The organism is Streptomyces sp. NPDC004610, assembly GCF_040609715.1.
Taxonomy (GTDB): domain Bacteria; phylum Actinomycetota; class Actinomycetes; order Streptomycetales; family Streptomycetaceae; genus Streptomyces.
In genome coordinates this window covers 25,399-50,688 of the sequence record NZ_JBEXLA010000021.1, presented here as the reverse complement: position 1 = coordinate 50,688, position 25,290 = coordinate 25,399, and the positions used below count along the sequence as shown (strand labels likewise).

General features: G+C 70.7%; 27 protein-coding genes, 1 tRNA gene and 1 riboswitch. Of the genes, 21 read left to right on the top strand and 7 right to left on the bottom strand.

Annotation, left to right across the window (positions count from 1 at the left end; genetic code table 11):
- Positions 1-553: 553 nt before the first annotated feature.
- From ABZX40_RS23185 to ABZX40_RS23165, 5 genes are all read left to right on the top strand, one after another.
- On the top strand, positions 554-2,002 hold the full coding sequence (locus ABZX40_RS23185; protein WP_355738585.1) for an amino acid permease: 1,449 nt from the start codon (positions 554-556) through the stop codon (positions 2,000-2,002).
- Between the two features lie 123 nt (positions 2,003-2,125).
- Entirely contained in the window at positions 2,126-2,548 is a 423-nt protein-coding gene (locus tag ABZX40_RS23180) for a M67 family metallopeptidase (protein ID WP_355738588.1), read from the top strand.
- Between the two features lie 155 nt (positions 2,549-2,703).
- Positions 2,704-2,802 carry a putative leader peptide gene (locus ABZX40_RS23175; protein ID WP_355738591.1) on the top strand — a complete coding sequence of 33 codons (99 nt, stop codon included), beginning with the start codon at positions 2,704-2,706 and terminating at the stop codon, positions 2,800-2,802.
- Positions 2,803-2,935: 133 nt separating this feature from the next.
- Positions 2,936-3,214: a MoaD/ThiS family protein gene (locus ABZX40_RS23170; RefSeq protein ID WP_355738594.1), complete on the top strand. Its 279-nt coding sequence runs from the start codon at positions 2,936-2,938 to the stop codon at positions 3,212-3,214.
- 17 nt (positions 3,215-3,231) lie between these two features.
- Positions 3,232-4,182 carry a cysteine synthase gene (locus tag ABZX40_RS23165; RefSeq protein ID WP_355738597.1) on the top strand — a complete coding sequence of 317 codons (951 nt, stop codon included), beginning with the start codon at positions 3,232-3,234 and terminating at the stop codon, positions 4,180-4,182.
- Between the two features lie 25 nt (positions 4,183-4,207).
- On the opposite strand, the gene ABZX40_RS23160 is transcribed toward ABZX40_RS23165, so the two are convergent.
- Positions 4,208-4,669: a type II toxin-antitoxin system PemK/MazF family toxin gene (locus ABZX40_RS23160; RefSeq protein ID WP_355738599.1), complete on the bottom strand. Its 462-nt coding sequence runs from the start codon at positions 4,667-4,669 to the stop codon at positions 4,208-4,210.
- A 226-nt stretch (positions 4,670-4,895) separates the two neighbouring features.
- Here ABZX40_RS23160 and ABZX40_RS23155 point away from each other — a divergent pair, with 226 nt between their 5' ends.
- The gene (locus ABZX40_RS23155) at positions 4,896-5,648 is read left to right on the top strand and encodes an MBL fold metallo-hydrolase (RefSeq protein WP_355738602.1); all 753 of its coding nucleotides are present in this window, start codon (positions 4,896-4,898) and stop codon (positions 5,646-5,648) included.
- 111 nt (positions 5,649-5,759) lie between these two features.
- Here ABZX40_RS23155 and ABZX40_RS23150 read toward each other — a convergent pair whose 3' ends face one another.
- Positions 5,760-7,010 carry a PTS transporter subunit EIIC gene (locus tag ABZX40_RS23150; protein WP_355738604.1) on the bottom strand — a complete coding sequence of 417 codons (1,251 nt, stop codon included), beginning with the start codon at positions 7,008-7,010 and terminating at the stop codon, positions 5,760-5,762.
- Positions 7,011-7,218: 208 nt separating this feature from the next.
- Positions 7,219-8,514, bottom strand: coding sequence for a PTS transporter subunit EIIC (locus ABZX40_RS23145; protein WP_355738606.1), 1,296 nt, complete (start codon positions 8,512-8,514; stop codon positions 7,219-7,221).
- Positions 8,515-8,700: 186 nt separating this feature from the next.
- On the opposite strand from ABZX40_RS23145, the gene ABZX40_RS23140 reads away from it, so the two are divergent.
- From ABZX40_RS23140 to rdgB, 4 genes are all read left to right on the top strand, one after another.
- Positions 8,701-8,934 (top strand): PTS glucose/sucrose transporter subunit IIB, encoded by a 234-nt coding sequence (locus ABZX40_RS23140; protein WP_355738609.1) that lies wholly within the window; start codon positions 8,701-8,703, stop codon positions 8,932-8,934.
- Positions 8,935-9,127: 193 nt separating this feature from the next.
- Complete coding sequence (rph, locus tag ABZX40_RS23135) at positions 9,128-9,865, top strand: ribonuclease PH (RefSeq protein WP_355738612.1); 738 nt, start codon at positions 9,128-9,130, stop codon at positions 9,863-9,865.
- Between the two features lie 261 nt (positions 9,866-10,126).
- The gene (locus ABZX40_RS23130) at positions 10,127-10,525 is read left to right on the top strand and encodes a hypothetical protein (RefSeq protein WP_355738615.1); all 399 of its coding nucleotides are present in this window, start codon (positions 10,127-10,129) and stop codon (positions 10,523-10,525) included.
- A gap of 67 nt (positions 10,526-10,592) precedes the next feature.
- Positions 10,593-11,192 carry an RdgB/HAM1 family non-canonical purine NTP pyrophosphatase gene (gene rdgB / locus ABZX40_RS23125; protein ID WP_355738617.1) on the top strand — a complete coding sequence of 200 codons (600 nt, stop codon included), beginning with the start codon at positions 10,593-10,595 and terminating at the stop codon, positions 11,190-11,192.
- A 13-nt stretch (positions 11,193-11,205) separates the two neighbouring features.
- Here rdgB and ABZX40_RS23120 read toward each other — a convergent pair.
- Positions 11,206-11,292, bottom strand: a tRNA-Leu gene (locus tag ABZX40_RS23120).
- Positions 11,293-11,331: 39 nt separating this feature from the next.
- A complete protein-coding gene (bcp, locus tag ABZX40_RS23115) occupies positions 11,332-11,799 on the bottom strand; it encodes a thioredoxin-dependent thiol peroxidase (RefSeq protein ID WP_355738620.1) in 468 nt (155 codons plus the stop codon).
- Between the two features lie 97 nt (positions 11,800-11,896).
- On the opposite strand from bcp, the gene ABZX40_RS23110 reads away from it, so the two are divergent.
- The 3 genes from ABZX40_RS23110 (at position 11,897) to ABZX40_RS23100 (ending at position 13,152) form a co-directional block, all read left to right on the top strand.
- Positions 11,897-12,226: a DUF3618 domain-containing protein gene (locus tag ABZX40_RS23110; RefSeq protein WP_355738855.1), complete on the top strand. Its 330-nt coding sequence runs from the start codon at positions 11,897-11,899 to the stop codon at positions 12,224-12,226.
- 43 nt (positions 12,227-12,269) lie between these two features.
- Positions 12,270-12,626: a co-chaperone GroES gene (locus ABZX40_RS23105; RefSeq protein WP_355738622.1), complete on the top strand. Its 357-nt coding sequence runs from the start codon at positions 12,270-12,272 to the stop codon at positions 12,624-12,626.
- An 88-nt stretch (positions 12,627-12,714) separates the two neighbouring features.
- A riboswitch (guanidine-III (ykkC-III) riboswitch) is annotated at positions 12,715-12,784 on the top strand.
- A gap of 47 nt (positions 12,785-12,831) precedes the next feature.
- Positions 12,832-13,152, top strand: coding sequence for a multidrug efflux SMR transporter (locus ABZX40_RS23100; RefSeq protein ID WP_355738625.1), 321 nt, complete (start codon positions 12,832-12,834; stop codon positions 13,150-13,152).
- Between the two features lie 27 nt (positions 13,153-13,179).
- On the opposite strand, the gene ABZX40_RS23095 is transcribed toward ABZX40_RS23100, so the two are convergent.
- Positions 13,180-15,588, bottom strand: coding sequence for a transglycosylase domain-containing protein (locus ABZX40_RS23095; RefSeq protein ID WP_355738628.1), 2,409 nt, complete (start codon positions 15,586-15,588; stop codon positions 13,180-13,182).
- 218 nt (positions 15,589-15,806) lie between these two features.
- Between ABZX40_RS23095 and ABZX40_RS23090 the strand changes: the two genes are divergently transcribed.
- From ABZX40_RS23090 to ABZX40_RS23075, 4 genes are all read left to right on the top strand, one after another.
- Positions 15,807-16,607 carry an ABC-2 family transporter protein gene (locus ABZX40_RS23090; protein ID WP_355738858.1) on the top strand — a complete coding sequence of 267 codons (801 nt, stop codon included), beginning with the start codon at positions 15,807-15,809 and terminating at the stop codon, positions 16,605-16,607.
- A 457-nt stretch (positions 16,608-17,064) separates the two neighbouring features.
- A complete protein-coding gene (locus ABZX40_RS23085) occupies positions 17,065-17,886 on the top strand; it encodes an ABC transporter permease (protein ID WP_355738631.1) in 822 nt (273 codons plus the stop codon).
- Positions 17,887-17,931: 45 nt separating this feature from the next.
- Positions 17,932-18,942, top strand: coding sequence for an ATP-binding cassette domain-containing protein (locus tag ABZX40_RS23080; protein ID WP_355738861.1), 1,011 nt, complete (start codon positions 17,932-17,934; stop codon positions 18,940-18,942).
- A gap of 32 nt (positions 18,943-18,974) precedes the next feature.
- Positions 18,975-19,739, top strand: coding sequence for a DUF1707 domain-containing protein (locus tag ABZX40_RS23075; RefSeq protein ID WP_355738633.1), 765 nt, complete (start codon positions 18,975-18,977; stop codon positions 19,737-19,739).
- A gap of 204 nt (positions 19,740-19,943) precedes the next feature.
- Here the strand turns inward: ABZX40_RS23075 and ABZX40_RS23070 are convergent, their stop codons facing one another.
- Positions 19,944-21,275, bottom strand: a complete 1,332-nt coding sequence (locus ABZX40_RS23070; RefSeq protein ID WP_355738636.1) for an SGNH/GDSL hydrolase family protein — start codon at positions 21,273-21,275, stop codon at positions 19,944-19,946.
- A gap of 282 nt (positions 21,276-21,557) precedes the next feature.
- Here ABZX40_RS23070 and ABZX40_RS23065 point away from each other — a divergent pair, with 282 nt between their 5' ends.
- The 4 genes from ABZX40_RS23065 (at position 21,558) to ABZX40_RS23050 (ending at position 25,283) form a co-directional block, all read left to right on the top strand.
- On the top strand, positions 21,558-22,820 hold the full coding sequence (locus ABZX40_RS23065; protein WP_355738639.1) for a DUF445 domain-containing protein: 1,263 nt from the start codon (positions 21,558-21,560) through the stop codon (positions 22,818-22,820).
- A complete protein-coding gene (locus ABZX40_RS23060) occupies positions 22,817-23,047 on the top strand; it encodes a hypothetical protein (protein ID WP_355738641.1) in 231 nt (76 codons plus the stop codon). The genes ABZX40_RS23065 and ABZX40_RS23060 overlap by 4 nt, the downstream gene beginning before the upstream one ends.
- 361 nt (positions 23,048-23,408) lie before the next feature.
- The gene (locus ABZX40_RS23055) at positions 23,409-24,785 is read left to right on the top strand and encodes an MFS transporter (RefSeq protein WP_355738644.1); all 1,377 of its coding nucleotides are present in this window, start codon (positions 23,409-23,411) and stop codon (positions 24,783-24,785) included.
- 141 nt (positions 24,786-24,926) lie between these two features.
- On the top strand, positions 24,927-25,283 hold the full coding sequence (locus ABZX40_RS23050; protein WP_355738647.1) for a VOC family protein: 357 nt from the start codon (positions 24,927-24,929) through the stop codon (positions 25,281-25,283).
- The last annotated feature ends 7 nt before the right edge of the window (positions 25,284-25,290 follow it).

The following is a 25,290-nucleotide window of genomic DNA, read 5'->3' as shown; positions in this document are numbered from 1 at the left end:
CCTCCCGGCCTCCCCGGCCTCCCGGCCTCCCCGGCCTCCCGGGCTCCCCGGCCTCCCGGGCTCCCCGGCCTCCCGGCCTCCCGGGCTCCCCGGCCTCCCGGCCTCCCGGGCTCCCCGGCCTCCCGGGCTCCCCGGCCCCCTCGGCTCCCGCCCCCTCGGCTCCCGCCTCCTCACCCCCTCACCTCCCTGCCGAAGGCGGACGCCCCGTTTCCTCCTTGGGTTCGATTGTCCGGGGACCGTCACGCTTACGTTCCTCAGTCAGCCCTCAAATCGCGGTATCGATCAAGTGAATGATGCCGTCGCTTATGGCGAGGCAGCTCCCCTTTGTCCCCTTCTTCTAGTGTGCTGCGTCACACCACGCCCGGACGATCAGCGGTACCGGCGTGATAAATCTTCACCTCGCCCGGCGGACGCCACCCCTGTCCGCCCGGGTGCGCCACAGCGCCGGCCGACCGCCGGCCGGGCGACTCCATTTCCATCCGGGGGGATCGAGACCCGATCCGAAGCCGCGCGCCGGCTCGGATCGGACATGGAGAGAAGGGGCGCACCACCCATGACCTCAGCGCAGGTCGATCAGCACACGAGCGGACGCGACAACGTCCCCGAGGAAGGCTACGAGCGCGGGCTCGGCAGCCGGCAGGTCCAGATGATCGCCATCGGCGGCGCCATCGGCGTCGGCCTCTTCCTGGGCGCCGGGGCGAACATCGCCAAGGCGGGACCGAGCCTCATCCTGATGTACGCCCTCGCCGGCGTGATCATCTTCTTCATCATGCGGGCCCTGGGCGAACTGCTCCTCTACCGCCCGGTCTCCGGCTCCTTCGCCGAGTACTCGCGGGAGTTCCTGGGCCCGTTCTTCGGCTACTTCACCGGCTGGACCTACTGGCTGATGTGGGTGGTCACCGGAATGGCGGAGCTGACCGCCGCCGCGATCTACGTCAACTACTGGTGGCCGGCCGTCCCGCAGTGGGTGACCGCGCTGGTCTTCCTGATCGTTCTGTTCGGGGCGAATCTGATCTCGGTGAAGCTGTTCGGCGAGATCGAGTTCTGGTTCTCCATGGTCAAGGTCACCGCGCTGATCGGCATGATCGTGATCGGTCTGGGCGTGCTGACCTTCGGCTTCAGCGCGGCCGGCGACACCGCCGCGGTCTCCAACCTCTGGGCCTTCGACGGCTTCTTCCCGACCGGCGTCGGCTCGTCCCTGATGACCCTCCAGGGCGTGATGTTCGCCTATCTCGCGGTCGAACTGGTCGGCGTCACGGCCGGTGAGTCGGAGAACCCCGAGAAGACCCTCCCCAAGGCCATCAACACCCTGCCCTGGCGGATCGCGCTGTTCTACGTCGGCGCGCTCACCGTCATCCTGTGCGTGGTCCGGTGGACCGAGTTCGCGCCCGGGGTGAGCCCCTTCGTCGCGGCGTTCGCCCAGATCGGCATCCCGGCCGCCGCGGGCATCGTGAACTTCGTGGTGCTCACCGCCGCCCTGTCGTCCTGCAACTCCGGTATGTACTCCACCGGCCGCATGCTGCGCACCCTGGCCGACAACGGCGAGGCCCCGCGCGTCTTCAGCAGGCTGTCCGGCACCAAGACGCCCGCCTTCGGGATCACCGTCTCGGTGCTGTTCATGGGCATCGGGGTGATCCTCAACTACATCGTCCCGGAGAAGGCGTTCGGCTATGTGGTCTCGGTGGCCACCGCCGCCGGGATCTGGACCTGGCTGATGATCCTGATCAGCCATGTGCTCTACCGCCGGGGTGTGGAGGCGGGCCGGCTGCCGCGCTCGTCCTTCCCGGCCCCGGGCGGCGCGGTCTGCTCCTGGATCGCCATCGCCTTCCTGCTCTTCGTCACCTGTCTGATCGCCTACGACGCCGACGCGCGGGTGTGTCTGTATGTGATGGCGGGCTGGACGGCGGCGCTCTGGATCGGCTGGCAGATCCTCAAGACCCGCACCCCGCAGATCACCGGCGACCGGGACCGGGCGACTACCAAGACCGCCGGACCCGCCTGACCCGCCCGACCCGAAGGACCCGTCGGCATCCCCGGCGCACGCCAGCAGCCCGAAAGTCCACCATGTGGGCCGCCCCGTACCACCCCTCGGTACGGGGCGGCCCTCATGCTTATCCTGGCGACCATGCTGACCATCACGCAGGCGCTGTACGACCGTATCGTCGCCCACGCGCGCGAGGACCACCCCGACGAGGCGTGCGGTGTCGTCGCGGGCCCGGTGGGCCAGGGCCGCCCCGAGCGGTTCATCCCGATGCTGAACGCCGCCCGCTCACCCACGTTCTACGAGTTCGACTCCGGGGATCTGCTGAAGCTCTACCGCGAGCTGGACGACCGCGACGAGGAGCCGGTGATCATCTACCACTCCCACACCGCGACCGAGGCGTACCCCTCCCGCACCGACATCTCCTACGCCAATGAGCCCGGCGCCCACTACGTCCTGGTCTCCACGGCGGACGCCGACGGCGCCGGGGAGTTCCAGTTCCGCTCCTTCCGGATCCTGGAGGGGGAGGTCACGGAGGAGGAGGTCACGGTCGTCGCGGCCTACTGAGCCCGTACGAACCACCGTACGAGCCCCGTACGAGCCCCCGTGTGAGCCCGTGCGAGCCCCGTACGAACCCTTGTGATCCCGGTATTCGGGCAGAATTCATCCAGTATGCGAGATACCTCTCCGAGAGCCCGGTCGGGAATCGATACGATGACCGCATGGTTCTGAACGACGTGAGCGAGAAGACGCCGAGCACCCTGCTGCTCGTGGCGCGGCTGCACGTCGATCTGTGCAGGCTGAACAGCGCCATCTGTTGACGTTCCCAGCCGCCGTACGGCCGTGAGCCGCGGCGCGCGACCCCGCACCCCCGGCACCACTCCCGGCACCACCGCCGCCCCCGCGCTGCCGCGCGCTCACCGACCCGAACCCCATCCGACAGGAGCCGCCATCATGGCCATCGAGGTCCGCATCCCCACCATCCTGCGCCAGTACACCGACGGCCAGAAGGCCGTGGCGGGCAGTGGTGACACCCTCGCCGAGCTGTTCGCCGACCTGGAGACCCGGCATGCGGGCATCGAGGCCCGCATCGTGGACGGCGGCCAGCTCCGCCGCTTCGTCAACGTCTACCTCAACGACGAGGACGTCCGCTTCCTGGACGGCATCGGCACCAAGCTCGCCGACGGCGACAACGTGACGATCCTGCCGGCCGTGGCCGGCGGCATGGCCTGATCGGCCGCTGATCCCCGATGCGCTACGACTCCCCGCTGGCCGCGGTGGGCAACACCCCCCTGGTGCGCCTGCCGCGGCTCTCGCCGTCCCCCGAGGTGCGGATCTGGGCCAAGCTGGAGGACCGCAACCCGACCGGCTCCATCAAGGACCGTCCCGCCCTGCACATGATCGAGCAGGCCGAGAAGGACGGCCGTCTCACCCCGGGCGCCACCATCCTGGAACCCACCTCCGGCAACACCGGCATCTCCCTGGCCATGGCCGCCAAGCTCAAGGGCTACCGCATGGTGTGCGTGATGCCCGAGAACACCTCGCAGGAGCGCCGGGACCTGCTCGGCATGTGGGGCGCCGAGATCATCTCGTCCCCGGCCGCGGGCGGCTCCAACACCGCCGTACGGGTCGCCAAGGAACTCTCCGCCGAGCACCCCGACTGGGTCATGCTCTACCAGTACGGCAACCCGGAGAACGCGGGCGCCCACTACGCCGGCACCGGCCCCGAGATCCTCGCCGACCTGCCGTCGATCACCCACTTCGTGGCCGGACTCGGCACCACCGGCACCCTGATGGGCGTCGGCCGCTTCCTGCGCGAGCACAAGCCGGACGTGAAGATCGTCGCCGCCGAGCCGCGCTACGACGACCTGGTCTACGGACTGCGCAACCTCGACGAGGGCTTCGTCCCGGAGCTGTACGACGCCTCCGTGCTCACCACCCGGTTCTCGGTCGGCTCCGCCGACGCGGTCACCCGCACCCGGGAGCTGCTCCAGCAGGAGGGCATCTTCGCGGGCGTCTCCACCGGCGCCGCGCTGCACGCCGCGATCGGGGTCGGCCAGAAGGCCCTGAAGGCCGGCGAGAGCGCGGACATCGTCTTCGTCGTGGCCGACGGCGGCTGGAAGTATCTGTCGACCGGCGTCTACACCGCGGTGACGACGGAGGAAGCGATCGAGACCCTCCAGGGCCAGCTCTGGGCGTAGCCCCACCCCCGGGGACCCGGGCCGGTCACCTCGCCAGATGCCGGACCTGGTCCCACAGCGCCGGGTCCACCGCGCCCACCCGGCGGCGGAAGCCGCCCACCGGGACCCGGCGCAGCTCGTCCGTCTCCAGGAAGCTCGGGCGGCCTTGCGCGTCACCGACCGAGCCCGGCGGCAGCGGGATCACCCCGGCGCGTCCGTCCCGGTACCGGGTGGTGATCTTGGCGACCAGCGCCCGCCGCCCCCGCACCGACAGCACCAGACAGGGCCGGTCCTTGGCGCCCGGCCCGTCCTCGTAGGGCACCTCGGCCCACCAGATCTCCCCGGCCCTCGGGCCCGGTCCCGCCGCGCGCCCCGGGCGCCCCGGATGTCCGGGCGGCCGGGTGGTCCGGCCGCCCGGCCTGCTGCCGCGGCCCCAGCCGTCCACCAGCGCCGCGACCAGCGCGAGCAGGACGACCGCCGCCAGCGCGAGCCACCATGACGTGTCCATACCGACGACGGTACCGGCCCCGCCCGCCCGCCGGCACGACCCCCACGACCGGGTCCCCGACGCGCCCGGCGGCCGGACCCGGTCCGTCCAGCCGAACCGGTGACACCACAGGTGAGTTCGCCCACAACAGACCTTGCCGGAGGAGCGACCGGACGTTTTGCGCCTTACGCTCGACAAACCGCACGACCCCCGTCTCTCCATATCCGCCAGCGGAGGTTTCTGTTTCATGAAGCTCACCGTCGTCGGCTGCTCGGGGTCGTTCCCGTCCGCGGAATCGGCCTGTTCGAGCTACCTCGTCGAGGCCGACGGCTACCGGCTGCTTCTCGACATGGGCAACGGTGCCCTGGGTGAGTTGCAGCGCCACTGCGGTCTCTACGACCTCGACGCGATCTTCCTGAGCCATCTGCACGCCGACCACTGCATCGACATGTGCGCCTATTTCGTGGCGCGGTACTACCGGCACGACGGCGGCCGGTGCGATCCGATCCCGGTCTTCGGACCGGAGGGCACGGAACACCGGCTGACCACCGCCTACGCGGACACCCCCACCGCCTCCTCCATGAGCGAGGTCTTCGACTTCCACACCGTCAAGCCCTCCACCTTCGAGATCGGCCCCTTCACGGTCCACACCGACCGGGTCGCCCATCCGGTGGAGGCGTACGGCATCCGGGTGGAGCACGGCGGGCGGTCCCTGACCTACTCCGGTGACACCGGGGTCACCCCGGCGCTGGACGAACTCGCCCGGGACGCGGACCTGTTCCTGTGCGAGGCCGCGTTCACCCATGGCAAGGAGTCCATCCCGGATCTGCACCTCAACGGGCGCGAGGCGGGCGAGACCGCGAACCGGGCCGGCGCCCGGCGCCTGGTCCTCACCCACATCCCCCCGTGGACCGACCCCCAGCACAATCTGGCCGACGCCCGCGCGGTGTACGACGGCCCGGCGGAACTGGCGGCGCCGAGGGTGACGTACGAGATCTGAGCGGACCCGCAGGCAGGAGAAAGGCCCCGGCATCGTGATGATGCCGGGGCCTTTGTCAGGGGCGTATGGGGGAGGCACCCCGGGAGGGTGGGGTTTACGCCCCTGCGGGGGTTACGCCTTGGTGAGGTCCTCGATCTCCTCCTCGGGCTCGCGGCCCGGGGTGGTGAGGTTGAACTTCACGATCGCGAACCGGAAGACCGTGTAGTAGATCACGGCGAAGACCAGACCGATCGGGATGATCAGCCATGGCCTGGTGGCCAGGTTCCAGTTCAGCGCGTAGTCGATGAAGCCCGCGGAGAAGTTGAAGCCCGCGTGGACGCCGAGGGCCCAGGTGATCGCCATGGACAGCGCGGTCAGCACCGCGTGGATGACGTACAGCAGCGGCGCGATGAACATGAACGAGAACTCGATCGGCTCGGTGACACCGGTGACGAACGAGGTCAGCGCCAGCGAGACCATCATGCCCATCACGGCCTTGCGGCGCTCGGGGCGGGCGGCGTGCGCGATGGCGATGGCGGCGGCGGGCAGACCGAACATCATGATCGGGAAGAAGCCGGACATGAACATACCGGCCTCGGGGTCACCCGCGAGGAAGCGGCTGTAGTCGCCGTGGACGACCTCGCCGGCGGCGTTGGTGAAGTCACCGAGCTGGAACCAGGCCACGGTGTTCACGAACTGGTGCATGCCGATCGGGATGAGCGCGCGGTTGATGGCACCGAAGAGCGCGGCGCCGAAGGAGCCCAGACCGGTCATCCACTCGCCGAAGTTGCTGATGCCCTCACCGATCGGCTCCCAGACCAGCCCGAAGAAGACACCGACGGCGACACCGACGAACGCCATGATGATCGGGACGAGCCGCCGTCCGTTGAAGAAGCCGAGCCAGTCCACCAGCTTCTTGCGGTGGTACCGCTGCCACAGGACCGCCGAGAGCAGACCCATGATGATGCCGCCGAGCACACCGGGATTGTTGTAGGTGGCGGCGGCGTCGGCACCGTCCTGGACGACGGCCTCGGTGACCGGGAAGGACTCCAGGACCTTGCTGTAGACCAGGAAGCCGACCAGGGCGGCGAGAGCGGTGGAGCCGTCGGACTTCTTGGCGAAGCCGATGGCCACGCCTATACAGAAGAGCATGGGCAGAGAGCCGGTGATGGCACTGCCGGCGTTGGCGAACACCGACGCGACCTTGTCCCAGCCCAGGCCGTCCTTGCCGAAGACGTCGTCCTGGCCGAGCCGGACCAGCAGGCCCGCCGCGGGCAGCACGGCGATCGGCAGCTGAAGGCTGCGGCCGACTTTCTGGAGGCCCTGGAACAGACCGGATCCCCGCTTCTTCGCGGGGGCCGCCGTGGTGGTGGCGGAGCTCATACTTCCTCCAACGGGTGGTGGTCTACACCACTCAGTGGTGTAGACCTGTTGTAGCAGATGAGCTGCGCATAAGGAACCCACCTTTCATAACGTCCTGGGATGCCGTTCCGGATCAATCCGCGGGCCATCGGGGGCATGCCGAAAGGCCCTCGGACGCGGGGTCCAAGGGCCCTGGGGCGGACGCTAGTTGAGGCGGCTGTGAAGGGGGTTACACCTTGGTCACGTCTTCCACCTCGTCCTCCGGTTCACGGCCCGGCGTCTTCAGATCGAACGCGGTGATCGCGAACCGGAAGATCACGTAGTAGACCGCGGCGAAGGCCAGGCCGATCGGGATGATCAGCCAGGGTCTGGTGGCCAGGTTCCAGTTGATGGCGTAGTCGATCAGTCCGGCCGAGAAACTGAAGCCGTCCTTCACCCCCAGCCCCCAGGTCACCGCCATCGACACCCCGGTCAGCACCGCGTGCACCGCGTACAGCACGGGCGCGACGAACAGGAACGAGTACTCGATCGGCTCGGTGATGCCGGTGACGAACGAGGTCAGCGCCACCGACAGCATCAGACCCCCGACCTCCTTGCGGCGGCCCGGCCGCGCGGTGTGGGTGATGGCCAGCGCCGCGGCCGGCAGGGCGAACATCATGATCGGGAAGAACCCGGTGGTGAACTGCCCCGCGCCCGGGTCGCCGGCCAGGAACATATTGATGTCACCGTGCACCACCGTGCCGTCCGGCTTGGTGTACGAGCCGAACTGGAACCAGATGGGCACGTTCAGGAACTGGTGCAGCCCGATCACCAGCAGCGCCCGGTTGGCGAGGCCGAAGAGGCCCGAGCCCCAGGCGCCGAGGCCGTCCAGCCAGTTGCTGAAGCTCTCCAGCCCGCTGCCGATCGGCGGCCAGATCCACAGGCACAGCGAGGCGAACGCGATGGCCACGAACGCCATGATGATCGGGACGAGCCGGCGCCCGTTGAAGAAGCCCAGCCAGTCGACCAGCCGGGTGCGGTGGAACCGGGCCCAGAAGTAGGCGGCCAGCAGGCCCATGATGATCCCGCCGAAGACCCCGGGGTTCTGGTAGGTGATGGGCCCGACCGTGCCGTCCTCCTCCTGGCAGCCCGCCGGCACCACCCACGCCCCCTCCGGACAGGCCGCCGGGAACTGGCGCAGCACCGAGTAGTAGACGAGGAACCCGGCGACCGCCGCCAGCGCGGTCGAGCCGTCCGCCTTCTTCGCCATCCCGATGGCCACCCCGACGCAGAACAGCAGCGGCAGCCCCAGCGCGGGATCCAGCAGCGCACCGCCCGCGCCCTTCATCACCCGGGAGACATTGGTCCAGCCGAGCCCGTCGGCGCCGAACACGTCCGGTTCCCCGAGCCGGTTGAGGATGCCCGCGGCGGGCAGGACGGCGATGGGCAGTTGAAGGCTTCGGCCCATTTTCTGGAGCCCCTGGAACAGACTGTTCCAGCGGGCCCGTCCGGGACTGACGGCGTTCCCGGCGCTCTCGGCGCTCATCGGGCTCCTCTCGGACTCCGCCCGGTGGGGCCGGGTTTGGCGGCGGTCGATGCGGTGGTGTAGACCAGTTGACAGAGGGTTCCGCTGTCGTGTCGCCATCATTCGGTACGGACGGCATGACCGCTCGCGAAGTTGGGCCAACTGTGGGTTACTGCGACAAAGCGGTTCGGATCAGGGAGAAGGAACATGGCCAGCAAGGCTGAGAAGATCGTCGCCGGGCTCGGTGGCTTGGAGAACATCGAGGAGATCGAGGGCTGCATCACCCGCCTGCGGGTCGAGGTCGCCGACGCGTCCCTGGTCGATGACGCCGCTCTCAAGGGCGCCGGTGCCCACGGTGTGGTCAAGATGGGCACGGCCATCCAGGTCGTCGTCGGCACCGACGCCGATCCGATCGCCGCGGACATCGAAGACATGATGTGACCCCCCGCCTCGGGTGAGGTGATCACGAGGTGAGGTGAGAGGGTCCCTCCGGCATCGCGCCGGAGGGGCCCCCTTCGTGTGCCCCCTTCCCGTGCCCCTTTCCTGTGCCCCTTTCCTGTGCCCCGGTCCGCCGCCCTGGCCGACGCCGTACCTGCCGGTAAGGGGCCTCCCCGCAGGGGGCTAGGCTCAGCGCATGTCACGAATCGACGGCCGCACCCCCCAGCAGCTCCGCCCGGTCACCATCGAACGCGGCTGGAGCAAGCACGCCGAGGGCTCCGTCCTCGTCTCCTTCGGGGACACCAAGGTCTTCTGCACCGCCTCCGTCACCGAGGGCGTCCCGCGCTGGCGCAAGGGCAGCGGCGAGGGCTGGGTCACCGCCGAGTACGCGATGCTGCCTCGCGCCACCAACACCCGCGGCGACCGCGAATCGGTCCGGGGCCGCATCGGCGGCCGTACGCACGAGATCTCCCGGCTGATCGGCCGCTCCCTGCGCGCGGTCATCGACTACAAGGCACTCGGCGAGAACACCGTCGTGCTCGACTGCGATGTCCTCCAGGCCGACGGCGGCACCCGCACCGCCGCCATCACCGGCGCCTATGTCGCCCTCGCCGACGCCATCACCTGGGCCCACGGCAAGAAGCTGATCCGCGCCAGCCGCCAGCCCCTCACCGGCACGGTCGCCGCGGTCTCGGTCGGCATCGTCGACGGGGTCCCGCTGCTGGACCTGCGCTACGAGGAGGACGTACGCGCCGAGACCGATATGAACGTGGTCTGCACCGGTGACGGACGCTTCGTGGAGGTGCAGGGCACCGCCGAGGCCGAGCCGTTCGCCCGCGAGGAGCTGAACGCCCTGCTGGACCTGGCCGTGGCCGGATGCGGGGAACTGGCCGCCGCGCAGCGCGCCGCACTTGATACGGTCCTCGAAAAGTAATCGGCAAGTAAAGGGCGCACCAAAGGAGCCGGTCGGCACGGGCAACCGTGGCCGCCCGTCCCGGCGTCACTACGGGTACGGGCGCATGGCTGATCCCTGTGCGCCCGGCCAGCAGTTCAGGGCACCGGCAGCCGGGGCGGACACCGTCCGGGGCGCCGGGCCCGACCGGGTCCCGGGCCACCGCCCGGGGCCGGGAGTGGAGGGCACAGGGGGCGGCAACGGGCCGCGTCCCGGCCCGCATCCGAGGGAGGGGACCGTTCCATGGCCGCGAGCCGCCGTCGCCGCACCGCAGCCGTCGCCGCCACATTGGCGGCCGTCGCGCTCACCGCCGGCCTGACCACCGGCTGCGACGCCGTCAGCACGGCGCTGGACTGCGTCCAGACCGCCGACGCGATCGCCGACAGTGTCACCGACCTCCAGCAGGCCGTCGACGCGGCGGCGAACGACCCGACCCAGCTCAGCGAGTCCCTCCAGTCCATCGAGGACAACCTGAACGAGATCGGGGACACCACCGACAACACCGATGTCTCCCAGGCGGTCGACGACCTCCAGCAGGCCGTCGAGAACGTCAACACCGCGGTGGAGAACGGGGACACCACCCCGGACATCAGCCCGGTCACCGACGCCGCCGGTGAGCTGACCAAGGTCTGCACCCCGTAGGGACCCGACCTGACCCGACCAGACCCGATCTGACCGGCGCTGCGGGCGGCCCGCGATACTTGAGGGCATGACCCGCCTGATCCTCGCCACCCGCAACGCCGGGAAGCTCATCGAACTCAAGGCCATCCTCGCCGACGCCGGACTCTCCCATGAGCTGGTCGGCGCGGACGCCTACCCGGAGATCCCGGATGTCAAGGAGACCGGCGTCACCTTCGCCGAGAACGCCCTGCTGAAGGCGCACGCCCTCGCCCGGGCCACCGGCCTGCCCGCCGTCGCCGACGACTCGGGCCTGTGCGTCGATGTGCTGGGCGGCGCCCCCGGCATCTTCTCCGCCCGCTGGGCCGGACGGCACGGCGACGACCGGGCCAATCTCGATCTGCTGCTCGCCCAGCTCTCCGACATCGGCGACGAGCACCGCGCCGCCCACTTCGCCTGCGCCGCCGCCCTCGCCCTGCCGGACGGCACCGAGCGGGTGGTCGAGGGCCGACTGCGCGGCACCCTGCGCCACACACCCGCCGGGACCAACGGCTTCGGCTACGACCCGGTCCTTCAGCCCGACGGCTACGACCGGACCTGTGCGGAGCTGAGCCCCGAGGAGAAGAACGCGATCAGCCACCGCGGCAAGGCGTTCCGCGCGCTGGTGCCCGTCGTCCGGGAGCTGATCTAGAAGAAGAGAGGTGTGGTGCGGCCGGAGGGACTCGAACCCTCACGGGAGTTACCCCACTGGGACCTAAACCCAGCGTGACTGCCAATTCCACCACGGCCGCCTGCTGCTGCCCGGCCATGCTACTGGCCGGGCAGGGGCGTCAGATGCCCAGATCCTTGATGATCTTCGCCACGTGGCCCGTCGCCCGGACGTTGTAGAACGCGCGCTCGACCTTGCCCTCCTCGTCCACCACGACCGTGGAGCGGATGACGCCCAGATAGGTCTTGCCGTAGTTCTTCTTCTCGCCGTACGCCCCGTACGGCTCGATCACGCTCTTGTCCGGGTCCCCGGCCAGCACCACCCTGAGGTGCTCCTTCTCGCGGAACTTCGCGAGCTTCTCCGGGGCGTCCGGCGAAATACCGATCACGTCGTACCCGGCGGCGGCCAGCACGTCCAGGTTGTCGGTGAAGTCGCAGGCCTGCTTGGTGCAGCCCGGTGTCAGGGCCGCCGGGTAGAAATAGACGATGACCTTGCGGCCCTTGTGGTCCGCCAGGGCCACATCGTTGCCGTCGGCGTCGGGCAGGGTGAAGGCGGGGGCCACGTCCCCGGGCTGGAGTCGCTCACTCATGGGATCGAGCGTAACCGGGGGCGCTGACAGTGCGGTCCGCCGGGAAGCTGACAGACTGTCCGGAACAGTGCATCAGCAGAACTTCGGAGGCCGTACGGTGGCGGACACGTCGGACACCAGAACCCCGGCGCAGATCGAGGCGGACATCCAGCGCCGCCGCGAGGTGCTGGCCGAGACCCTCGACGAGATCGGGGTCCGGGTCCACCCCAGGACGATCGTGGGCGACGCCAAGGCCAAGGCCGCGGCCCAGGTCGACCACACACTCGGCAAGGCGTATGTGCAGGTCAACAAGGCCGTGACCGAGGTGCGGCAGCGGTTCGTCACCGACGAGGGCGCCCCCCGCCTGGAACGGATCGTGCCGCTCGCCCTGGTCACCGTCGGTGTGGTGGGCCTGCTGGCCCTGTCCACCCGGCGCCGCAAGGGCTGACCCGGGGACGGAGGACGGTGGTGAAGGCAGGTAGGTTCGAGCCGTGAGCGCCAACACGAACGACTCCAGCACCCACCCGGACAAGCTGCCCATCCGCATGCTGCACGACCGGGTCCTGGTCCGCCAGGACACCGCCGAGGGCGAGCGGCGGTCCGGCGGCGGCATCCTGATCCCGGCCACCGCGGCCGTCGGCCGCCGGCTGGCCTGGGCCGAGGTCGTCGCGGTGGGGCAGAACGTACGGACCGTGGAGCCGGGCGACCGGGTGCTGTACGACCCCGAGGACCGCGCCGAGGTCGAGGTGCGCGGGGTGGCGTATGTGCTGATGCGCGAGCGGGATCTGCACGCCGTCGCCGCCGACCGCTTCGAGGGCTCCGAGGACTCGACGGGGCTGTATCTCTAGATCGCCGGGCCGCCAGCCGGACAGCGGCGACCTGTGAAGTAGCGGTTCTGAAGGGCTGGTGACCATCGTCACCAGCCCTTTTCCCTGTCGTTTGCTATGTTTGGAAGGCATCCCGACGAGACGCGCCGTACCGGGCCGAAACGCAAAGACGACGCACCCCCGTTCAGTGATCAAGACGTGACACGACGTCTCGGAGGTGCCTGACATGGCCTGGATTCTGCTGCTCATCGCCGGTCTGCTCGAAGTCGGCTGGTCGATCGGGATGAAGTACACCGAGGGCTTCACCAAGCTCTGGCCCAGTGTGTTCACCGGGATCGGCATCGCCGCCAGCATGATTCTGCTGGCGCAGGCCGCCAAGACCCTGCCCATCGGCACCGCCTACGGCGTCTGGGTCGGTATCGGGGCGGCCGGTGCGGCGATTCTCGGGATGGCCATCCTGGGTGAGCCGGTGACCGCCGCCCGGATCTTCTTCATCTCCCTGCTGCTGGTCGCCGTCGTCGGCCTGAAGGCGACCTCCGGTCACTGACCGGAGGCCGCCCCGCCCGGGGACCGGTCACTGCCGGCGTGTCGTCGGCAGTCCGCCGGTCCCCGTCGTCGTTCCCGCGTCGGTCCCGCCGCCGCTGTCGGCGCCGCCGCTCGGGGTCTCGCCCGTGGTCCCCCCGGTGCCGGTCTCCCCGCCGGTCGCCCCTCCGTCGGCCGTACCGCCGCTCCCGGTGGTCTCGCCGGTGGTGCCCCCGTCGGCCGTACTGCCGGTCGCGCCGCCGGTGGCCGCCGCTCCGCCGTCCGTCGTACCGGTGCTCGGCCCGCTCGGGGTCTCGGAGCCACCGGTGCCGTTGTCCGGCTCCCCGGTGGGCGGCTCCGCCACCTCGGACGGGTTCTCCGGGTCCGGGTCGCCGCTGCTCGGCGGCGTCGACGGATACACCCAGTCCTCGGCGCCGTCCTGCACCTGGAGATCGAAGTCGGTCACCTCGACCCCCTTGAGGGCGTCCTCGGTGTACTGCGCCCAGATCTCCGCGGGCGGCCCGCTGCCGCTCACCCGCTCCAGGCCCATGGCCCCGTACAGCGGCTCCTGCGCGGCGGTCTCCGGGTTCTGGCCCATCACCGCGACCACCGTCACCAGCTCCGGGGTGAAACCGGCGAACCAGGCCGCCTTGTCCTTCTCCGCGGTACCCGTCTTGCCCGCCGCCGGACGGCCCGCCGCCTGCGCCGCGACCCCGCTGCCGTTGTCGACCACGCTCTGGAGCACCGAGGTGGTGGTGTCGGCGGCCTCACGGCTGATCACCCGGCTGGTCTTGCGCTTCGGCACCGGGATGTCCTCCGCGCCCTCCTTGGTGATCTTCTTCACCAGGGTGTACGCCCCGTACCGGCCGTGGTCGGCGAGGGTGGCGTACGCCTGCGCCATGTCGAGCGGGCTCGCGGTGGCCACCCCGAGCGCGACCGCCGGGACCGCGTCCAGCGACGGGGTGCCCTCCGGCAGCCCGAGGCCCCGCGCGGTCTCCACCACCTTGTCGGGGCCGACGTCCACCGCCATCTGGGCGTAGACCGAGTTCACCGACTTGTCGGTGGCCTCGCGCACGGACAAGTCGCCGTAGTCGACCTGGTCCTGGTTCTCCGGGGCGTAGGGGCCGCCGCTCCAGCCCTCCACCGGGCGCTCGCTGCTGCCGTCGTACACCGTGTTGGGGGTGATGGTCCGGCCGCTCTGGGTGCTGGCGGAGTGGTCGACCGCCGAGGTGAACACGAACGGCTTGAAGGTGGACCCCACCTGGTAGTCCCGGCGGGTGGCGCCATTGGTGTACTGCTGGACGTAGTCGATGCCGCCGTACATCGCGACGACCTCGCCCGACTTCGGGTCGATGGAGGCGCCGCCCGCGCGGACAAAGGTGTCCACCTTGCGGTCCTTCTTGTCCAGCTCCGACATCAGCTGGTCGTCGACGGCCTTCACGAAGGCGTCCTGCTTGGGCTTCTGGAGGGTGGTGGTGATCCGGTAGCCGCCGGCCTCCAACTGCTCCGGGGTGAGGATCTCCCGCTCGGTCAGATACTGCTTGACCGCCTCCACCAGATAGCCGCGCTGCCCGGACATCCCGGTCGACAGCGTCGCCTCCCTCGGCACCGGGAACTTCAGCCCGGCCCGCTCCGACTCCTCCAGCCAGCCCTTCTTGACCATGCCGTCCAGCACATAGTCCCAGCGGGCCTCTGCCGCCCCGCGGTTCTGCGGGTTGGCGATCACGTCGTACTCGCTCGGCGCGTTCAGCAACGACGCGAGATAGGCGCCCTGCGCCGCGTCCAGGTCCTTGGCGTCGACGCCGTAGTACGCCTGGGCCGCGGCCTGCATCCCGTAGGCGTTGCGGCCGAAGAAGCTGGTGTTGAGATAGCCCTCCAGGATCTGGTCCTTGCTCTTCTCCCGGTCCAGCTTGATCGAGATGAAGAACTCCTTCACCTTGCGGGTGACGGTCTGCTCCTGCGCCAGGTAGTAGTTCTTCACATACTGCTGGGTGATCGTGGACCCGGACTGCTTGCCCTCGCCCGTCGCCGTCTTCCAGGCCGCCCGGACCATCGCCTTCGGGTCGATCGCCGACTGGGTGTAGAACTCGCGGTCCTCCGCCGCCAGCACCGCGTTGCGGGCGTCCTTGGAGATCGCCGACAGCGGAACGTTCTCCCGGTTCACCTCGCCGTCCCGGGCCAGCTGCGAGCCGTCCGCGTAGAGATACACATTGCTCTGCTTGGTCGCCAGCGCGTTCGCCGGCGGGATCTTCACCAGGGAGTAGCCCAGGAAGAACAGCCCGCCGAGCAGCAGCAGGCCGATCACACCGGTGGCCAGCGTGATCCGCCAGGTCGGGATCAGCCGCCGCCAGCCCGTCCGTTTCGGCCGGTTCTTCCTGCCGCCCTCCGGCGGCGCCCCCTCAGGCGGTGGCTGCGGTGCCGAGCCCTCGGTCGGCTGCTGCGGCTGCGGCTGGTCGCTCATCTCGTGCACGGACTCCTGTTTCGCGTCGTACGTGATTCCCCGTACGCCCTCAGTAACGCTTCACGCCCCCAGTGGAAGACTCTCGCACCGCCCGAACCGTTCCCGGTCGGCGGCACGCGACCGGCCCGAAAATGCGGTGGCGTGCGTCACGGCCCGCTCGCTAGGCTCCTGCGCTTGGCTGTCTTGGCCGGTCGCCGACGAAGGAGAGGCTGGTGAACGTGGGCTCGGGACGGTTGTACCTCGCCGTCGCCGCGAGCGGAGTACGACGGTACGCGACCTACCGGGTGGCCACCGCCGCCGGTGTCTTCACCAACACCGTCTTCGGCATCATCCTCGTCTACACCTATCTGGCCCTGTGGGACCAGCGCCCCCACCTCGGCGGCTACGACCAGGCCCAGGCCGTCACCTATGTGTGGCTGGGCCAGGCCCTGCTGTCGACCATGGCCATCGGGGGCGGCGGCTTCGAGGACGAGCTGATGGACCGCATCCGCACCGGCGACATCGCCATCGACCTCTACCGGCCCGCCGACCTCCAGCTCTGGTGGCTCGCCACCGATCTGGGCCGGGCCCTCTTCCAGCTCCTCGCGCGCGGGGTGCTGCCCTTCGTCTTCGGCGCCCTGGCCTTCGACGCCGCGCTGCCCTCGGACACCGGGACCTGGGCCGCCTTCGTGATCGCCGTGGCCCTCGGCATGCTGGTCAGCTTCGGCATCCGCTATCTGGTGGCGCTCAGCACGTTCTGGCTGCTGGACGGCGTCGGCATGAGCCAGCTCGCCTGGCTGCTCGGCTTCTTCTGCTCCGGCATGCTGCTGCCGCTCAATGTCTTCCCCGGCGCGCTCGGCGAGATCGTCCGCGCCCTGCCCTGGTCGGCCCTGCTCCAGGCCCCGGCCGACGTCCTCCTCGGCCGTGCCGACCTCGGCACCACGTTCGCCTTCCAGGCGGCCTGGGCGGCGGCGCTGCTCACGGCCGGCCGCCTGCTCCAGTCGGCGGCTACGCGACGGGTGGTGGTCCAAGGTGGGTGACACCTCCGGTGGGGGGCTGGGTGGGGAGGGGGTGGTGGCCGGTGGGGTGTCGGGTGGTGACGGGGTGGTGGCCGGTGGGGTGTCAGGTGGCGAGGGGTCGGATGCCGGGCATCCGGGTGCCGGGTCGGCGGGTGCCGGGTCGGCGGGTGCCGGGGCGATGGGTGCCGGGGCGATGGGTGGGGGTGGGGTGGTGACTGGTGAGGTGTCGGGGGCTGGAGGGCCAGGTGCTGGGTCGGCTGGTGGGGAGGGGGTGGTGGCTGGTGGGGGTGCCGTGGCCGGTGGGGTGTCGGGTGACGGGGGGCCGGATGTCGGGCTCCCACGTGCCGGGCGGTCGGATGCCGGGCCCCCATGTGCCGGGCAGCCGGATGCGGGGCTCCCGCGTGCCGGGCGGCCGGATGCCGGGCCTCCGCGTGCCGGGTCGGTGGGTGGGGGCGGGCTGGCGGGTGATGGGCGGGAGGTGGTGGTCGGTGGGCGGCTGCGGGAAGGGCTGCGCGTGTACGTCCTCATCGTCGCCATGTGGATCCGCTCCACCATGGCCTACCGCGTCTCCTTCGTGATGACGACCCTCGGCAGCTTCCTCGCCACCGGGCTGGACTTCATCGCGATCCTGCTGATGTTCTCCCGCGTCGACGCCCTCGGCGGCTACGCGCTGCCCGAGATCGCCCTGCTCTACGGTCTGTCCAGCATCTCCTTCGGCCTGGCCGACCTGGCCATCGGCTCCATGGACCGGCTCGGCCGCCGGGTCCGGGACGGCACCCTGGACTCCCTGCTGGTGCGCCCCGCGCCGGTGCTCGCACAGGTCGCCGCCGACCGCTTCGCCCTGCGCCGCCTCGGCCGGGTCGTCCAGGGCTCGCTGGTCCTCGGCTACGCGCTGCTCCATCTCGACCTCGACTGGACGGCCGGGCGGCTGCTGCTGATGCCGGTGATGATCCTCAGCGGGGGGCTGATCTTCTGCGCGGTGTTCGTCGCCGGGGCGGCGTTCCAGTTCGTCGCCCAGGACGCCTCCGAGGTGCAGAACGCGTTCACCTACGGCGGGACGACGCTGCTCCAGTACCCGCCGACCGTCTTCGGCACGGACCTGGTGCGCGGGGTGACCTTCGTCCTGCCGCTCGCCTTCGTCAACTGGGTGCCCGCGACCTACGTCCTGGGCCGCCCCTACCCGCTGGACCTGCCCGCGTGGACGGCGTTCGCCACGCCGCTGGTCGCCGCCGGATGCTGCGCGCTGGCGGGACTGGCCTGGCGGGCGGGACTGCGGACGTACCGGAGCACGGGAAGTTAGAGAAGCCAGAGAGGCCAGAGAAGCCAGAGAGGGGTGCTGGAGAACATGGCGGAGCAGGGGCAGGGGCGGGAGCGGGAGCGGGGGCCGCAGGGGGGCGGCTTCATCGAACTCGACCGTGTCGAGAAGGTCTTCGACGTCCGGAAGCGGACCGGCTTCCTCAAGCGGGAGCGCCGGGAGGTGCGGGCGGTCGACTCGATCTCCTTCACCGTGGCGCGCGGCGAGATGGTCGGCTACATCGGGCCGAACGGCGCCGGGAAGTCCACCACCATCAAGATGCTGACCGGCATCCTCACCCCGAGCGCGGGCCGGCTGCGGGTGGCCGGGATCGACCCGTCCCGCGAGCGCGGGCGCCTCGCCCGGCGGATCGGGGTCGTCTTCGGTCAGCGCACCACCCTGTGGTGGGACCTCCCGCTGATCGACTCCTACCGGCTGATGCACCGCATGTACCGCATCCCGGAGGCCCGTTACCGCGCCAATCTCGACCGCTGTGTCGAACTCCTCGAACTCGGCGAGCTGCTGGACGTCCCGGTCCGTCAGCTCTCCCTCGGCCAGCGGATGCGCGGCGACATCGCCGCCGCCCTCCTCCACGACCCCGAGGTCCTCTACCTCGACGAACCGACCATCGGCCTGGACGTCATCTCCAAGGCCAGGGTCCGGGAGTTCCTGCGCGACCTCAACGCCGAACAGGGCACCACGGTCCTGCTCACCACCCATGACCTCCAGGACATCGAACAGCTCTGCTCCCGTGTGATGGTGATCGACCACGGCCGCCTCATGTACGACGGCCCGCTCGCCGGGCTGCACGAGGCGGGCGAGAGCGAACGGACCCTGGTGGTCGACCTGGAGCGCGAGCTGCCGCCGATCGACGTCCCGCCCGCCCGGGTCGTCCGGGTGGACGGCCCCCGCCAGTGGCTCGCCTTCCCGGCCGCGCAGTCGGCGGCGCCGCTGGTGGCGCGGGTGGCGGCGGAGTACCCGCTGGTGGACCTGTCGGTACGGGAGCCGGACATCGAGGCCGTCATCGCGCGGATGTACGCGGACCGGGCGGGAGCCGCGTAGTGCCGGGCGTTCGAAACTCGTAGGCTGCTGATATGACCGACGATGCCCCGGAGCTGCGTGCCTCCGACGCCGATCGTGAGCGAGTCGCCGAGATCCTGCGGGACGCCCTCGCGGAGGGGCGGCTGGACATGACGGAGTTCGAGGAGCGGCTCGACCAGACGTACCAGGCCCGGACGTACGGCGAACTCGCGCCGATCACCCGCGATCTGCCCGGCGCCGGGGTGGCCGCGCCGTCGGTGTCCCTGGTCAAGGGGCCGGAGGAGGGGCCGGGTTGGGTGGACCGCGTCACCGGGGCGCCCGGCTCGTCGACCTGGGGCGTGGCGGTGCTGGCGGCGTTCCAGCGCAAGGGGCGCTGGACGGTGCCGAAGCAGTTCAACTGCGTGGCGTTCTGGGGCGGCGGCGAGATCGATCTGCGCGAGGCGGACTTCGCGGAGCGCGAGGTCGTCATCAACTGCGTGGCCGTCATGGGCGGGGTGACGGTGATCGTGCCGCCGGGGGTGGAGGTGGTGGTGCGCGGGATCGGGGTCATGGGCGGTTTCGACCACCGCGAGGACGGAGTGCCGGGGGACCCCGGCGCCCCGCGGGTCGTCGTCACCGGCTTCGCCTTCTGGGGCGGCGTCCAGATCGAACGCAAGGTGACGCGGGCGGAGCGGCAGCGCCTGAAGGAGGAGCGGCGCCAGGCCCGCCTGGAGCGGCGGCAGGCCCTGCGGGAACGGCACCAGGAGTACCGCGACGAGATCTACGACGCCCACCGCCGCATGCTGGACGACCACCGGGAGCGCCGGCGGGAGGAGTGACGACGGCGTTCCGCCGCGAGCAGGTGGGCCGGGCGGGGCGTTGCCGCTTGTCGCGCCGGCGGGTGCCGCTGCGGGAGTGGGGTGGGAGTGGGCCGGGCAGGGTGGGCCACAAGGGCCTAAGGGCGTTTCAGGGGCGCGAGGAACCGCGCGATCGGCCGGTGACCGGCCGCAGCCTGCGTACCGGATCAACCCCTACGGCGAGCGTCAGAGCCGGGCCGGAGCGGAACCCCGGAGGGCCGGGAGAGGAAACGCCGCGCCCATCCGCGCATACCCCCGGTCACTCGGATGCAGATGGTCCCCCGAGTCGTACTCCCCGGCCAGGCGCCGCAGGTCATACGCGTCGCGCACCGCCCGGTCGAAATCGGCGACCGCGTCGAACACCCCCCCCGCCCGGATCTCCGCGTTGATCCGCTGCCGTACCCCCTCCCGCGCCTCCGTGTACCCCCGGTGGCCATGGAACGGCATCAGGGTCGCCCCCACCACCTTCATGCCCCGCGCGTGCGCCCGGTCGGTCAGGGTGCGCAGACCGTCGAGGATCCGCTCGGGATCGGCGGTCCCCGGATGCCGCAGGATGTCGTTGACGCCGAGGGCGATCACCACCACCCGGACCCCGGTGCGGTCCAGGACGTCACGGTCGAAGCGGTTCAGCCCGCTGGGATTGTCCGCGGGGCGCCCCAGCCCGTCGGCGAGGATCCGGTTCCCGCTGATGCCCTGGTTGACCACGCTGTAGCGCGGGACATCGGCCGAGCCGGAGGCCACCGCCTCGCGGACGCGGTCGGACAGGACATCGGTCCAGCGCCGGTTCTCGCCCACGGACGAGGTCACCCCGTCGGTCAGCGAGTCCCCGAGCACCACCACCGTCCCGTCGGACTCATGGCTGAGGACGTCCAGCGCGGTCAGATACCGCCAGGCGTCCCCCCGCGCCGCGTACCCGGCGCCGCTCGCCCGCGCGGCCTGGTCGCCCTGGGCGGCGTAGGAGATCTGGCGGGCCCGCGGATGGTAGGTGACCGGCCCGGCGCCGGTGGGGGAGTACGTCGTGACCAGGATGTCGCTGTCGTGCGGGATCCGCAGCTCCACCGGGTCGCTGACGAGCTGCTCCCCGGCCGGGACGACGATCCGGGTGCCCCCGGCGAAGGTCAGCCGCCGCATGCTGCCGGGCACCGCCGCGGCCGTGCCCTCCCCGGCGGCCAGGGCGATCGTGGCGTGGGTGACGGTCAGCGGCTGCCGGCCGTACAGGTTGGAGAGGGTGATCCGCGCGCGGGTGCCGCCCGCACCGGTGTGCACCACATGGCGTAGCGACAGGCCCGCGAGACCGTCCGTCTCGGTGCCGGGCTCGGCGCCCGCCGGGGACGCGGACCAGGAGCCCACCCAGACCCCCGTGGAGGCGGGCTCGGCCGACTGCCCGGCGGCCCGCTCGGTCACCGGGCCCGCCGTCCGCGCCGGGCCGGTGGAGACCCCGACGTATATGCCGGCCGACACGGCGACGACCAGCGCGAGCAGCGCGGTCAGCAGCAGGTGGTCGTGGCGCCTGGTCATGGCGGTGCTGGATCTCCTCTCCGGCGGCGGACAGGCCCTCGATCCGTCGCGCCGTCCCGACCGGACAGACGCCGGGAACTCTTGTTCCGTTCCGGGAGTCGGTCAGGAAGGGACAATGGCGCTGTGGGGGATCGCGAACGGGTGGAGCGGATGGATCGTACGGAAGTCGATGAGAAGCCGGTCAAGTCGGGTATAGACGCGGCTGAGGTGACTGGGGCAACTGCCGCGCAGGAGAAGAATGCCCGTTCGGGCGCCCCCGGCAACCGTGCCGGGGCGCGCGCGATGACCACCTTCTCCGCCGCCGATCAGGAGAAACAGCGCGGCGTACGGCGGATGAAACTCACCGCGACCGGGCTGCTGCTCCTGGTGGCCGTGATCTACGTCCTGGCGAAATGGGCGTCGAGCGCGGGCGCCGGCCCCTGGGCGGGCTATGTGGCCGCCGCCGCCGAGGCGGGCATGGTCGGCGCGCTCGCCGACTGGTTCGCGGTCACCGCCCTCTTCCGGCACCCCCTCGGCATCCCGATCCCGCACACGGCGATCATCCCCCGGAAGAAGGACCAGCTGGGCGTCGCGCTCGGTGACTTCGTCGGCGAGAACTTCCTCTCCGAGACCGTCGTACGGCAGCGGCTGCGCGCCGTCGGCATCGGCAGCCGGCTCGGTGCCTGGCTCGCCGAGCCGGCCAACGCCGACCGGGTCACGGCGGAGCTGGCGACCGCGCTGCGCGGGGCGCTGACCGTGCTGCGGGACTCCGATGTCCAGGCGGTGGTGGGGGAGGCCATCACCCGGCGGGCGAACGCCCAGGAGATCGCCCCCGGCATCGGCAAACTCCTGGAGAAGGTCGTCGCCGACGGCGGGCACACCCGGATCGTGGACATGGTGGTCACCCGGGCGCACGACTGGCTGGTGCTGCACGGCGACTCCGTGATGGACGCGGTGCAGGGCGGGGCGCCCGGCTGGACCCCCCGGTTCGTGGACCGCAGGATCGGCGACCGGGTCTACAAGGAGCTGCTGCGGTTCTGCGCCGAGATGCGGGACATGCCCTCGCACCCGGCCCGCGGCGCCCTGGACCGCTTCCTCACCGACTTCGCCTCCGACCTCCAGTCCGACACCGAGACCCGGACCAAGGTGGAGCGGCTCAAGGGCGAGGTGCTGGGCCGCGGCGAGGTCCAGGATCTGATCGCGTCCGCCTGGACGGCCGTACGCACCATGATCGTCTCGGCGGCCGACGACGAGCGCAGTGAGCTGCGGCTGCGGGTGCGGTCCTCGCTGCTGTCGCTGGGTGCCCGGATGGCCACCGAACCCAGCCTCCAGGAGAAGGTCGACAGCTGGGTGGAGGACGCGGCGGTCCATGTCGTGACCACGTACCGCGACGAGATCACCTCGCTGATCACCGACACCGTGGCGAGCTGGGATCCGGAGCACACCACCCGCAAGATCGAGGCGCACATCGGCCGTGACCTCCAGTTCATCCGGATCAACGGCACGGTCGTCGGCTCGCTCGCCGGGCTGCTGATCTACACGGTCTCGCGCATGCTGGGGGCATGACCTCCGGGCCGCGGGCCACCCCGCTCCGGTCCCGGGCACCCGGCAAGGGTCGCCTCGACGCAGAGGGAGCGGGCCATGACAGCAGCGGAGTCGGAATCGTCGCCGGAGTCGTCACCGAAGTCGTCGTCGGGGTCGCCGTTGGAGCCGTCGCCGGAGCCGTCGTCGGAGCCGTCCTGGCGGTCGCGGTCGTCGGCGCAGGTGCCGGGGCCGGGGACTGGGGCGCCTGATCAGGGGCTCCTGGGGCTATCGGCGCCTTCGGGGCCACCGGGGCCATCGGGGACTTCGGAGCCCCCGAAACCACCGGGGTCCCAGCAACCCCCGAAACCCCCGAAACGGTCGAAACCACCGGGACCTCCGGGTCCTCCGGGTCCTCCGGGTCCTCCGGGTCCACCCGTACCCGGCGTCCAGGGGCCCGGCACCGCGCCCCTCGGCAAGGGCTCCGCACCCGGCGCCAAGGGGACCGCACCCGGCGCCAAGGGGACCGCACCCGGCGCCCAAGGCGCCGCCCCCGTCCTCCGGGAGACCGGTACCGTCACCACCGCCGTCCCCGCCCGGCTGGACCGGCTGCCCTGGTCGCGCTGGCACTGGATGATCGTCATCGGCCTGGGGACCGTCTGGATCCTGGACGGTCTGGAGGTGACGATCGTCGGCAATGTGGCCGGACGGCTCGCCGAGGACGGCAGTGGGCTGGCCATCTCCTCCGCCCAGGTCACCGGGGTCGCCGCCGCGCTCTATGTGGCCGGTGCCTGCACGGGCGCGCTGTTCTTCGGCTGGCTCACCGACCGCCATGGCCGCAAAAAACTGTTCATGATCACCCTGGTGGTCTATCTGAGCGCCACCGCGATGACCGCGCTGTCCTTCGAGTCCTGGTGGTTCTTCCTCTTCCGCTTTCTGACCGGTTTCGGCATCGGCGGCGAGTACGCGGCGATCAACTCCGCCATCGACGAACTGATCCCCTCCCTGTACCGGGGCCGGGTCGATCTGATCATCAACGGCAGCTACTGGCTCGGTGCGATCGGCGGGGCCCTGCTGTCGATCGTCATGCTGGACACCGACATCTTCCCGAAGGACCTGGGCTGGCGGCTCAGCTTCGCCCTCGGGGTCGTTCTCGGTCTGGTGATCCTGCTGGTGCGCAGGCATGTGCCGGAGAGTCCGCGATGGCAGTTCATCCACGGCCAGGGCGACCGGGCGGAGGAACTCGTCTCCTCGGTCGAACACGAGATCGAGCTGGAGAAGGGGGAGCCGCTGCCGCCGCCCGCCGGTGAGCTCACCATCCACCAGCGCAAGAGCATCGGCTTCGGGCTGGTCGCCCGGACCGTCTTCCAGCGCTATCCGCGCCGCGCGGTCCTCGGCCTCTCCCTCTTCATCGGCCAGGCGTTCCTCTACAACGCCATCACCTTCGGCTTCGGCTCCATCCTGATCACCTTCTTCGATGTGCCGACCGGCCACACCGGCTACTACTTCGCCGTCATCGCCGCGGGCAACTTCCTCGGCCCGCTGCTGCTCGGCAAGCTCTTCGACACGGTCGGCCGCCGGATCATGATCTCCTCGACCTATCTGCTCTCCGGCATCCTGCTGTTCGGCACGGCCTGGCTGTTCGACCGCGGCTCGCTCACCGCGAACACCATGACCGCCTGCTGGTGCGTGGTGCTGTTCTTCGCCTCGGCGGGCGCCTCCAGCGCCTATCTCACCGTCTCCGAGATCTTCCCGATGGAGACCCGGGCCATGGCCATCGCCTTCTTCTACGCCCTCGGCACCGCCGCCGGCGGGATCAGCGGGCCGCTGCTCTTCGCCGACCTCACCGCCTCGGGCGTGGTCGGCGACACCGCGCTCGCCTTCCGGATCGGCGCGGCGCTGATGTGCGCGGCGGGCCTGGTGGCGGCGTTCCTGGCGGTGAAGGCGGAACGCCGGTCGCTGGAGGACATCGCGACCCCGTTGTCAGTGGTGTCGGGCACGATGAAGTGAGTGCGGAGACATGAGCGCGCGTGGCGACACGAGTGCGGCGACATGAGCGCGTGCGACGACATTGAAGCGCGTGCAGCGAAATGACTGCGACGACATGAGCGCGTGCCGCGAAATGAGTGCGACGCGAAGGGGGAGGGGCCGATGACCGTGCGCAGGGTGGTGCCGGATGTGCAGGTCAGCTCGGCGGCGGAGCTGCGCGCCCAGCGCGAGTTCTACGGGCTGCTGGGGCTGCGCGAGGTGATGAACATGGGCTGGGTGATGACGCTGGCCTCGCCCACCGACCCCGCCGCCCAGATCAGCTTCTTCACCGAGGAGCGCACCGCGCCCGTCGTCCCCGATCTGAGCGTGGAGGTCGAGGATGTCGACGCGGTGTACGCACAGGTGAGAGCGGCGGGCGCGGAGATCGTCCGGGAGATCCGGGACGAGGAGTGGGGTGTGCGGCGCTTCTTCGTCCGGGCGCCGCACGGATGGGTGGTGAACGTACTGGCCCACCGCTGAGGGTGGG

Coding starts and splice junctions, on each gene's coding strand:
- ABZX40_RS23180 (WP_355738588.1), top strand. CDS start 2,126: ATGCTGACCATCACGCAGGCGCTGTACGACCGTATCGTCGCCCACGCG.
- rph (WP_355738612.1), top strand. CDS start 9,128: ATGTCACGAATCGACGGCCGCACCCCCCAGCAGCTCCGCCCGGTCACC.
- ABZX40_RS23165 (WP_355738597.1), top strand. CDS start 3,232: ATGCGCTACGACTCCCCGCTGGCCGCGGTGGGCAACACCCCCCTGGTG.
- ABZX40_RS23050 (WP_355738647.1), top strand. CDS start 24,927: ATGACCGTGCGCAGGGTGGTGCCGGATGTGCAGGTCAGCTCGGCGGCG.
- ABZX40_RS23140 (WP_355738609.1), top strand. CDS start 8,701: ATGGCCAGCAAGGCTGAGAAGATCGTCGCCGGGCTCGGTGGCTTGGAG.
- rdgB (WP_355738617.1), top strand. CDS start 10,593: ATGACCCGCCTGATCCTCGCCACCCGCAACGCCGGGAAGCTCATCGAA.
- bcp (WP_355738620.1), bottom strand. CDS start 11,799: ATGAGTGAGCGACTCCAGCCCGGGGACGTGGCCCCCGCCTTCACCCTG.
- ABZX40_RS23075 (WP_355738633.1), top strand. CDS start 18,975: ATGACCGACGATGCCCCGGAGCTGCGTGCCTCCGACGCCGATCGTGAG.
- ABZX40_RS23060 (WP_355738641.1), top strand. CDS start 22,817: ATGACCTCCGGGCCGCGGGCCACCCCGCTCCGGTCCCGGGCACCCGGC.
- ABZX40_RS23055 (WP_355738644.1), top strand. CDS start 23,409: ATGATCGTCATCGGCCTGGGGACCGTCTGGATCCTGGACGGTCTGGAG.
- ABZX40_RS23160 (WP_355738599.1), bottom strand. CDS start 4,669: ATGGACACGTCATGGTGGCTCGCGCTGGCGGCGGTCGTCCTGCTCGCG.
- ABZX40_RS23145 (WP_355738606.1), bottom strand. CDS start 8,514: ATGAGCGCCGAGAGCGCCGGGAACGCCGTCAGTCCCGGACGGGCCCGC.
- ABZX40_RS23170 (WP_355738594.1), top strand. CDS start 2,936: ATGGCCATCGAGGTCCGCATCCCCACCATCCTGCGCCAGTACACCGAC.
- ABZX40_RS23065 (WP_355738639.1), top strand. CDS start 21,558: ATGACCACCTTCTCCGCCGCCGATCAGGAGAAACAGCGCGGCGTACGG.
- ABZX40_RS23095 (WP_355738628.1), bottom strand. CDS start 15,588: ATGAGCGACCAGCCGCAGCCGCAGCAGCCGACCGAGGGCTCGGCACCG.
- ABZX40_RS23100 (WP_355738625.1), top strand. CDS start 12,832: ATGGCCTGGATTCTGCTGCTCATCGCCGGTCTGCTCGAAGTCGGCTGG.
- ABZX40_RS23130 (WP_355738615.1), top strand. CDS start 10,127: ATGGCCGCGAGCCGCCGTCGCCGCACCGCAGCCGTCGCCGCCACATTG.
- ABZX40_RS23185 (WP_355738585.1), top strand. CDS start 554: ATGACCTCAGCGCAGGTCGATCAGCACACGAGCGGACGCGACAACGTC.
- ABZX40_RS23070 (WP_355738636.1), bottom strand. CDS start 21,275: ATGACCAGGCGCCACGACCACCTGCTGCTGACCGCGCTGCTCGCGCTG.
- ABZX40_RS23175 (WP_355738591.1), top strand. CDS start 2,704: ATGGTTCTGAACGACGTGAGCGAGAAGACGCCGAGCACCCTGCTGCTC.
- ABZX40_RS23080 (WP_355738861.1), top strand. CDS start 17,932: ATGGCGGAGCAGGGGCAGGGGCGGGAGCGGGAGCGGGGGCCGCAGGGG.
- ABZX40_RS23155 (WP_355738602.1), top strand. CDS start 4,896: ATGAAGCTCACCGTCGTCGGCTGCTCGGGGTCGTTCCCGTCCGCGGAA.
- ABZX40_RS23150 (WP_355738604.1), bottom strand. CDS start 7,010: ATGAGCTCCGCCACCACCACGGCGGCCCCCGCGAAGAAGCGGGGATCC.